At 66.6% G+C, this 8,287-nt stretch carries 9 protein-coding genes; 4 read left to right on the top strand and 5 right to left on the bottom strand.

Annotated features, from left to right (window positions below):
- Positions 1-169 precede the first annotated feature (169 nt).
- Complete coding sequence (locus HMPREF3114_RS17300; RefSeq protein ID WP_053499791.1) at positions 170-1,066, top strand: LysR family transcriptional regulator; 897 nt, start codon at positions 170-172, stop codon at positions 1,064-1,066.
- 82 nt (positions 1,067-1,148) lie between these two features.
- Here the strand turns inward: HMPREF3114_RS17300 and HMPREF3114_RS17295 are convergent, their stop codons facing one another.
- The 3 genes from HMPREF3114_RS17295 to HMPREF3114_RS17285 all read right to left on the bottom strand — a co-directional run bounded on the left by HMPREF3114_RS17295 (position 1,149) and on the right by HMPREF3114_RS17285 (position 4,532).
- Positions 1,149-2,132: an aldo/keto reductase gene (locus HMPREF3114_RS17295; RefSeq protein WP_053499789.1), complete on the bottom strand. Its 984-nt coding sequence runs from the start codon at positions 2,130-2,132 to the stop codon at positions 1,149-1,151.
- Positions 2,133-2,253: 121 nt separating this feature from the next.
- Entirely contained in the window at positions 2,254-3,396 is a 1,143-nt protein-coding gene (locus HMPREF3114_RS17290; protein WP_005415539.1) for a PilT/PilU family type 4a pilus ATPase, read from the bottom strand.
- Between the two features lie 98 nt (positions 3,397-3,494).
- A complete protein-coding gene (locus HMPREF3114_RS17285) occupies positions 3,495-4,532 on the bottom strand; it encodes a type IV pilus twitching motility protein PilT (RefSeq protein WP_004147099.1) in 1,038 nt (345 codons plus the stop codon).
- Positions 4,533-4,619: 87 nt separating this feature from the next.
- On the opposite strand from HMPREF3114_RS17285, the gene HMPREF3114_RS17280 reads away from it, so the two are divergent.
- Positions 4,620-5,297 carry a YggS family pyridoxal phosphate-dependent enzyme gene (locus tag HMPREF3114_RS17280; protein ID WP_053499787.1) on the top strand — a complete coding sequence of 226 codons (678 nt, stop codon included), beginning with the start codon at positions 4,620-4,622 and terminating at the stop codon, positions 5,295-5,297.
- An 18-nt stretch (positions 5,298-5,315) separates the two neighbouring features.
- A complete protein-coding gene (gene proC / locus HMPREF3114_RS17275; RefSeq protein ID WP_053499785.1) occupies positions 5,316-6,137 on the top strand; it encodes a pyrroline-5-carboxylate reductase in 822 nt (273 codons plus the stop codon).
- A 60-nt stretch (positions 6,138-6,197) separates the two neighbouring features.
- Here the strand turns inward: proC and HMPREF3114_RS17270 are convergent, their stop codons facing one another.
- Positions 6,198-7,073 (bottom strand): LysR family transcriptional regulator, encoded by an 876-nt coding sequence (locus tag HMPREF3114_RS17270; protein WP_053499783.1) that lies wholly within the window; start codon positions 7,071-7,073, stop codon positions 6,198-6,200.
- A 98-nt stretch (positions 7,074-7,171) separates the two neighbouring features.
- Between HMPREF3114_RS17270 and HMPREF3114_RS17265 the strand changes: the two genes are divergently transcribed.
- Positions 7,172-7,774: a short chain dehydrogenase gene (locus HMPREF3114_RS17265; protein ID WP_005415535.1), complete on the top strand. Its 603-nt coding sequence runs from the start codon at positions 7,172-7,174 to the stop codon at positions 7,772-7,774.
- A gap of 78 nt (positions 7,775-7,852) precedes the next feature.
- Here HMPREF3114_RS17265 and soxR read toward each other — a convergent pair whose 3' ends face one another.
- Positions 7,853-8,287 (bottom strand): redox-sensitive transcriptional activator SoxR, encoded by a 435-nt coding sequence (gene soxR / locus HMPREF3114_RS17260; RefSeq protein ID WP_005415534.1) that lies wholly within the window; start codon positions 8,285-8,287, stop codon positions 7,853-7,855.

Here is an 8,287-nt window from a genome sequence, read left to right as displayed (position 1 = left end):
GCGCAGGACAGCGCACACGAGCAAGCGGCGACCGCGCCTGCATGGACGTATTTACGGCGCCCCCCTCAACCGGGCCCACCACGCCATCCCACGGAATGCACGCATTTGACGTTGACGTTGCCTTGGCTTGAAGCAGGTGCCGGGCGCAGCCCGGCCGTATCATCCCCGCATGCCCCGCGAAAATCTCAACGATCTGCAGGCCTTTGTCCACGTTGCCCGCGAGGGCAGCTTCACCAAGGCTGCCGCCCAGTTGGGCGTGTCCCAGTCCGCGCTCAGCCATGCCATGCGCGGACTGGAGCAGCGCCTGGGCGTGCGCCTGCTGACCCGCACCACCCGCAGCGTCTCGACCACCGAAGCCGGTGCCCGCCTGCTCGATACCCTGGCCCCGCGCCTGGCCGAGATCGAGGACGGGCTGGCCGCGCTGGCCGAGTACCGTGAACGCCCGGCCGGCACCATCCGCATCAATGCCACCGGCCACGCCGCCGAGTACATCGCCTGGCCCAGACTGGCGCCGCTGCTGCGGCAGTATCCGGATTTGAAGGTGGAACTGGCGGCCGACTACGGGTTGGCCGACATCGTGGCCGAGCGCTACGACATCGGCATCCGCCTGGGCGAGCGGCTGGCGCGCGACATGATCGCCGTACCGATCAGCCCGCCGCTGCGCATGCGCGTGGTCGGGGCGCCCAGCTACTTCCGCCAGCACCTGGTGCCGCGGCACCCGGACGACCTGGCCGGGCACAACTGCGTGACCCTGCGGCTACCCACGCATGGTGGGCTGATGCCGTGGGATTTCGGCCAGGACGGCAATGAACTGAGCGTGCGCGTGAGCGGCCAGTGGACGTTCAACACCATGGGCATGACCCGCACCGCTGCGCTGGCCGGCAGCGGATTGGCCTGGCTGCCGCAAGACCAGGTGCAGCCGATGCTGGACGATGGACGGCTGCAATCAGTGCTGGACGACTGGTGCCCGCACTTCGATGGTTACTACGCGTATTACCCTTCGCGCCGCCACGTGACCGTGGCGATGCGGACGGTGCTTGATGCGCTGCGCGGGCCGATGGGGTGAGGGTTAAGGAGTGCGGACCAACGGTCCGCACCCACCACCAACGGTCCGCACTCACCACCAACGGTCCGCACTCACCGGCTGGTCAGCCCTTGGCCTGTGCCGCACGCTGCGGGTTGTAGCGCTCGCCAACGATCGACACTTCGTCCAGCGCCTGCGCGATGCGTTGCAGTTCTTCCGGCGCCAGCTGCAGGTCGGCCGCGCCCAGGTTTTCTTCCAGGCGATGAACCTTGGTGGTGCCCGGAATCGGCACGATCCACGGTGCCTGCGCGAGCAGCCAGGCCAGTGCGACCTGCGCAGGCGTCGCACCGCGCGCTGCCGCAATCGTGCTGATGCGATCCACCAGCGCCTGGTTGGCGCGGCGCGCCTCCACTTCGAAACGCGGCACGCTGTTACGGAAGTCGTTGGCGTCGAAGGTGGTATCGGCGTTGATCGCACCGGTCAGGAAGCCGCGGCCCAGCGGGCTGAACGGCACGAAGCCGATGCCCAGCTCCTGCAGCGTCGGCAGCAGCTCACGCTCCGGCTCGCGCCACCACAGCGAGTACTCGCTCTGCACGGCGGTGACCGGCTGCACCGCATGCGCGCGACGCACGGTGGCAGCGCTCGCCTCGGACAGGCCGAAGTGGCCGACCTTGCCCTCGGCGATCAGGTCGCGCACGGTGCCGGCCACATCCTCGATCGGCACGTTCGGGTCGACGCGGTGCTGGTAGAACAGATCGATATGGTCGGTACGCAGGCGCTTGAGGCTGGCTTCGGCCACGGCACGGATGTTCTCCGGGCGGCTGTCCAGGCCAGCATCGGTGCGCGCGTCCTTGAAACCAAACTTGGTGGCGATCACCAGCCTGTCGCGGTGGGGCGCCAAGGCCTGGCCGAGCAGGTCTTCGTTGGTGTACGGGCCGTACACTTCGGCGGTGTCGAAGAAGGTCACGCCGCGCTCGACGGCGGCGTGCAGCAGGGCGATGCCCTGACTCGGTTCGACCGGCTGGCCGTAGGCATGGGTCAGGCCCATGCAGCCCAGTCCCAAGGCGGAAACCTTCAGGCCACTGCGGCCGAGTTCACGTGTCTGCATCGTCGTACTCCAGAGGGGGAGTGCTGACGATACGCCTGCAGTGGCGATGGATTGAACCGGTTGGACGGCAGTCGGTCATGACTGGAATTCATCAATCCGGTCATGACCGATGCCGGCCGGGTCAGCGGATTTCGGAGATTTCCACTCCATCCAGCCCCTGCGACAGGGTGCGCGCGTCGCCGCCCTGGCTGAGTTTGATGCGCAGGCGCACCTCGTTCTGCGAATCGGCGTAGCGCAGCGCGTCCTCGTAGCTGATTTCGCCGGCCTGGTACAGCTCGAACAGGCTCTGGTCGAAGGTCTTCATGCCCAGCTGGACCGAGTCCTTCATCACTTCCTTCAACTTGTGGATCTCGCCGTCGCGGATGTAGTCCTGTACCAGTGGCGTGCCCAGCAGGATCTCCATCGCCACCTTGCGCGAGCGGCCATCGGGCGATGGCACCAGCTGCTGCGCGACCACGCCCTTGAGGTTCAGCGACAGGTCCATCAACAGCTGGTTGCGGCGGTCTTCCGGGAAGAAGTTGACGATGCGGTCCATCGCCTGGTTGGCATTGTTGGCATGCAGCGTGGCCAGCACCAGGTGGCCGGTTTCGGCGAACGCGATGGCGTGGTCCATGCCTTCGCGGGTACGCACCTCGCCGATCATGATCACGTCCGGCGCCTGGCGCAGGGTGTTCTTCAGCGCGGCTTCCCAGCTGTCGGTATCGATGCCGACTTCGCGCTGGGTGATGATGCAGCCCTCGTGCTTGTGCACGAATTCGATCGGGTCTTCGATGGTGATGATGTGGCCGGTCGAGTTCTGGTTGCGGTAACCGATCATCGCCGCCAGCGAAGTCGATTTACCGGTACCGGTAGCACCGACGAACAGGATGATGCCGCGCTTGGTCATCGCCAGCGTCTTGATGATCGGCGGCAGGCTCAGCTCTTCCACGGTCGGAATGCGCGTCTCGATGCGGCGCAGCACCATGCCGACCTGGTTGCGCTGGTAGAAGCAGCTCACGCGGAAACGGCCGACACCGGACAGGCCGATGGCGAAGTTGCATTCGTGGGTCTTCTCGAATTCCTCGCGCTGTGCCGGGGTCATCACGTTGAGGACCAGGTCGCGGCTCTGCTGCGGCGTCAGTGGCGTCTGCGTGATCGGCGAGATCTTGCCGTTGACCTTCATCGCCGGTGGCATGCCGGCGGTGATGAACAGGTCCGAGGCGCGCTGGTGCGCCATCAGCTTGAGGAACGAAGTGAAATCGATGGTGGTCGCGGTGGTGTTCACGGCGGGCTCCCGGAAAGCGGTTTACCAGGTAACGGTCGGTGGAGGAAACAACACGGAGCGGCCGCGCCATTGCGCGCGCCGCCCGTCGCTGTCCCGCCTTACTCGAACAGGCGCTTGTCCTTGGCGTACTCGCGGGCCTGGTTGCGGGTGATCAGGCTGCGCTTGACCAGGTCCTGCAGATGCTGGTCCAGGGTCATCATGCCGTACTGCTGGCCAGTCTGGATGGCCGAGTACATCTGCGCCACCTTGTCCTCGCGGATCAGGTTGCGGATGGCCGGGGTGCCGACCATGATTTCCCACGCTGCGGTACGGCCGCCACCGACCTTCTTCAGCAGTGCCTGCGAGATCACCGCACGCAGCGACTCGGACAACATCGAACGCACCATCGGCTTTTCGCCGGCCGGGAACACGTCGATGATACGGTCGATGGTCTTGGCCGCCGAGCTGGTGTGCAGGGTGCCGAACACCAGGTGGCCGGTTTCCGCGGCGGTCAGTGCCAGGCGGATGGTTTCCAGGTCGCGGAGTTCGCCGACCAGGATGATGTCCGGGTCCTCACGCAGTGCCGAGCGCAGTGCTTCGTTGAAGCCATGCGTGTCACGGTGCACTTCGCGCTGGTTGATCAGGCACTTCTGCGAGGTGTGCACGAATTCGATCGGATCCTCGACGGTGAGGATGTGGCCGTATTCGTTCTTGTTGATGTAGTCGATCATCGCCGCCAGCGTGGTCGACTTGCCCGAGCCGGTCGGGCCGGTCACCAGGATCAGGCCCTGCGGTTGCTGGATCACCTCGCGGAACAGCGGCGGGCAGGCCAGGTCTTCGAGGGTGAGCACCTCGGACGGAATGGTACGGAACACCGCACCGGCGCCGCGGTTCTGGTTGAACGCGTTCACACGGAAGCGCGCCAGCGACGGGATCTCGAAGGAGAAGTCCACTTCGAGGAATTCCTCGTAATCGCGGCGCTGCTTGTCGGACATGATGTCGTACACCAGCGCGTGGACCTGCTTGTGGTCCAGGGCCGGGATGTTGATCCGGCGAACGTCGCCGTCCACGCGGATCATCGGCGGCAGGCCTGCAGACAGGTGCAGGTCGGACGCTTTGTTCTTTACGGAAAACGCCAGCAGTTCGGCGATATCCATGAGCGGCTACTCCCCAATAACGGCTTCGACTGGAAGGATCTTTCCCCGGGCGGCAGTATAGCCTCCTGATTCAACGGAACGCGTTACGTGGCCACTCCCCTGCCCCAGATCCTGAGCAACCTGCATGCCGCCGCCGAGGCGGCCGGCCGGCCCGATCCGCGCCTGCTGGCTGTTTCCAAGACCCAACCGGCCGAGGCCGTGGCTGCGCTGGCCGCACAGGGCCAGCAGGCCTTCGGCGAGAACTATGTGCAGGAAGCGCTGGCCAAGATGCAGGCGCTGCAGCACCTGGCGCTGGAGTGGCACCTGATCGGCCACCTGCAGTCGAACAAGGCCGAGGCGGTGGCCACCCATTTCGACTGGGTGCAGAGCGTGGACCGGCCCAAGCTGGTAGCGGCGCTGGCGCGCCATCGCCCGGCCGCACGCGGCCCGCTGAATGTGCTGATCCAGGTCAACATCGACGATGAATCCAGCAAGCACGGCTGTGCACCGGAGGATGTCGAGGGGCTGGCCGCTGCGATTGCCGCCGAGCCCTCGCTGTGCCTGCGTGGCCTGATGGCGATTCCCGCGCCATGGCCCGAGGCCGAGCGTCGCCGCGATGCATTCGTGCGCATGCGCACACTTTTCCAGTCGCTGGCCGCCCAGCGCGCGCAGGTCGACACGCTGTCGATGGGCATGAGCAGCGACTACGCAGAAGCCATCGCCGAGGGCGCCACCCTGGTGCGCATCGGCACCGCCCTGTTCGGCGCGCGCGCGCGACCGGCCTGATTTTCCAAGGAGACATCCATGGCAGCTGATTCCATCACCTTCATCGGCGGCGGCAACATGGCGCGCAGCCTGATCGCCGGCCTGATCCGCCAGGGCGTGCCGGCCGCGCACATCCATGTGGCCGAACCGGTTGCAGCGCTGCGCGAGTCGCTGGCTGCCGACTTCGGCGTGCAGGTGCACGACAACGCCACCGATGCCGCCGCACAGGGCGGCACCTGGTTGCTGGCGGTGAAGCCGCAGGTGCTGCGTGAGGTCTGCCAGTCGCTGCTGGCACTGGCCCAGGCAAACCGGCCGCTGGTGGTGTCGATCGCCGCCGGCATCACCAGCGCACAGCTGGAACGCTGGCTGGGTGGCAACCTGCCGGTGGTGCGTGCGATGCCCAATACCCCCGCTCTGCTCGGCGCCGGCGTGACCGGCCTGTATGCCACTGCATCGGTGGATGCGCAGCAGCACGCGCAGGCCGAACAGGTGCTGGCCAGTGCCGGGCGCACGGTGTGGATCGATAGTGAGGCGCTGATGGATTCGGTGACTGCCGTGTCTGGCAGCGGGCCGGCCTATGTGTTCCTGCTGGCCGAAGCGATGGAAGCGGCGGGTATCGCCCAGGGCCTGCCGGCCGACGCCGCGCGCACGCTGGTGGTGCAGACCCTGCTGGGCGCCTCGCGCATGCTGGATGAGGCCGGTGAGAGCCCCGCAGAACTGCGCCGCCGCGTGACGTCACCCAACGGCACTACCCAGGCCGCGATCGAGAGCTTCCAGGCTGGCGGCTTCGAGGCACTGGTGGACAAGGCACTGCGCGCCGCGCAGGTGCGTGGACAGGAATTGTCTGCGGCGAATGATTGATCCCCTGGGGTCAGATCCCTTTGCCTCGGCAAAGGGATCTGACCCCATCTATCCCGATGATCATTGCCCCAATGTGGTCATGACGAAATCGACGAAGCACTGCAAACGCGGGCGCGGGCGTCGATCGGGCAGGTAGATCAGGTGCATCGGCCGCGGTTCGGGCAGGTAGTCGCGCAGCAGCGGCTTCAACCGCCCCGCTGCGATCTCCGCCGCCAGCAGTGCGGTGGGCTGCAGTACCAGCCCGGCCCCGGCCACGGCGGCTTCGCGCAACGCGAAGCCATCGTTGCTGCTCAGCCGTGCCTCCCAGTCGACCTGTTCGCCGTTGGCCAACTGCCAGCCATGCCCGCCGCGCCAGGCCAGGTGGCTCAGGCAGTCGTGCCCCTGCAGGTCATCCGGTGTTCGCGGCGTGCCGCGCCTGCGCAGGTAAGACGGCGCCGCGCACAGGCTCATCGCATACGGCGGCAGCGGCCGCGCCACCACCTCCTGCGATGGCAACGGCCCGACCCGGATCGCCGCGTCGAAGCCATCTTCGATCAGGTCCACGCGGCGGTTGCTCAGGTCCAGCTCGATATTCAACTGTGGCTGCGCACGCAGCAGGCCAGCCAGCTGCGGCGCCAGCACGCAGCTGCCCCAGGTGGTGGGCGCGCTGACCCGCAACAGGCCACGCGGCTGTACCTGCAGGCCGGCCACATCGGCCTCGGCCTGCTGCACCTGCTCCAGCACCTGCCGGCACCCGGCCAGGTAGGCGCTGCCGGCTTCGGTCAAGCGCTGGCGGCGGGTGTTCCGTTGCAGCAACGCGGTGCCCAGATGTGCTTCCAACTGCTGGATGTACTTGCCCACCATCACCGCCGACACCTGCAGCTCTTCGGCGGCCCCTGCAAAGCTGCCGCGTTCGGCCACGGCGACGAAGGCCTGCATGCAGCGAAGTGTATCCATTGCTAATCCAGAGTTAGGAATCTGCAAATCATACGCCGCTTACCTAACCACGCTGTGACGGCGCAGACTGCGCTCACTCCCACACGCAAGGAACGGCCATGAAGATCCTCCTCGTCGGTGCCAGCGGCACCCTCGGCCAGGCAGTCGCCCGTCAGCTCGGCCAACAGCATCAGATTCTCGCCGCCGGCCGCCGCAGTGGCGAACTGCGTGTGGACCTGACTGACGACGCCAGCGTCGCCGAACTGTTCGCCCGCACCGGTGCAGTCGATGCGGTGATCTCCACCACCGGCTCGGTGCATTTCGGACCGCTGCAGGAGATGACGCCGGCACAGTTCAACAGCGGCCTGCAGGACAAGCTGCTGGGCCAGGTGCGGCTGGCACTGGCCGCCCAGCACCACCTCAATGCCGGTGGCTCGATCACCCTGACCAGCGGCATCATCAGCGCGCAGCCGATCCGCGACGGCGTCAACGCCACCGCAGTGAATGCCGCACTGGAAGGCTTCGTGCGCGCTGCCGCACTGGAGCTGCTGCCGCGCGGCCTGCGCATCAACGTGGTCAGCCCGAACGTACTGATCGAATCGATGGCGGCCTACGGCCCCTACTTCCCGGGCTTCGAAGCGGTAAGCGCACAACGCGCCGCACTGGCCTTCCAGCGTGCAGTGGAAGGCATCCAGAGCGGCGAGACGATCACGGTCTGGTAAGAAAAAGGGGACGGAGGGGATTAAGTCGTTTTCGTCCGCCGGGCATGGCCCGGCGCTACCGGGAGCGCGTCCCCTTTTTCATTCCCAGCGCATCGGGCCATCGCCGCGTTCGCCGAGAACGTCGCCAGGGTTGGCCAGGCGGCAATGCTGCAGTGACAGGCAGCCACAGCCGATGCAGCCGGTCAGTTCATCGCGCAGCAGCTGCAGCATGTGGATGCGCTCTTCCAGCTCGGTGCGCCAGCGCGCGGACAGCTTGGCCCAGTCAGCCTTGGTCGGTGCACGGCCTTCAGGCAGGCTCTCGAAGGCGCGGCCGACCGCTTCCAATGGCATGCCCACCCGCTGCGCAACGCGGATCACCGCCAGCCGGCGCAGCACGTCGCGGCTGTAACGGCGTTGGTTGCCCGAGGTGCGCAGGCTGCTGATCAGCCCCTTGCGCTCGTAGAAATGCAGTGCGGAAACGGCCACGCCACTGCGCTGGGAGACCTCGCCAACGCTTAGTTCCTGGGATGCCAT

Origin of the sequence: Stenotrophomonas sp. HMSC10F07 (genome assembly GCF_001807895.1) — a bacterium.
GTDB lineage: Bacteria > Pseudomonadota > Gammaproteobacteria > Xanthomonadales > Xanthomonadaceae > Stenotrophomonas > Stenotrophomonas sepilia.
This window is presented reverse-complemented; position numbering and strand designations above follow the sequence as displayed.

What these genes read in the sequence shown, in the direction of transcription:
- HMPREF3114_RS17285 (WP_004147099.1), bottom strand. Translation starts at nt 4,532, where the DNA reads ATGGATATCGCCGAACTGCTGGCGTTTTCCGTAAAGAACAAAGCGTCC.
- HMPREF3114_RS17295 (WP_053499789.1), bottom strand. Translation starts at nt 2,132, where the DNA reads ATGCAGACACGTGAACTCGGCCGCAGTGGCCTGAAGGTTTCCGCCTTG.
- HMPREF3114_RS17300 (WP_053499791.1), top strand. Translation starts at nt 170, where the DNA reads ATGCCCCGCGAAAATCTCAACGATCTGCAGGCCTTTGTCCACGTTGCC.
- HMPREF3114_RS17270 (WP_053499783.1), bottom strand. Translation starts at nt 7,073, where the DNA reads ATGGATACACTTCGCTGCATGCAGGCCTTCGTCGCCGTGGCCGAACGC.
- soxR (WP_005415534.1), bottom strand. Translation starts at nt 8,287, where the DNA reads ATGGCATCCCAGGAACTAAGCGTTGGCGAGGTCTCCCAGCGCAGTGGC.
- HMPREF3114_RS17265 (WP_005415535.1), top strand. Translation starts at nt 7,172, where the DNA reads ATGAAGATCCTCCTCGTCGGTGCCAGCGGCACCCTCGGCCAGGCAGTC.
- proC (WP_053499785.1), top strand. Translation starts at nt 5,316, where the DNA reads ATGGCAGCTGATTCCATCACCTTCATCGGCGGCGGCAACATGGCGCGC.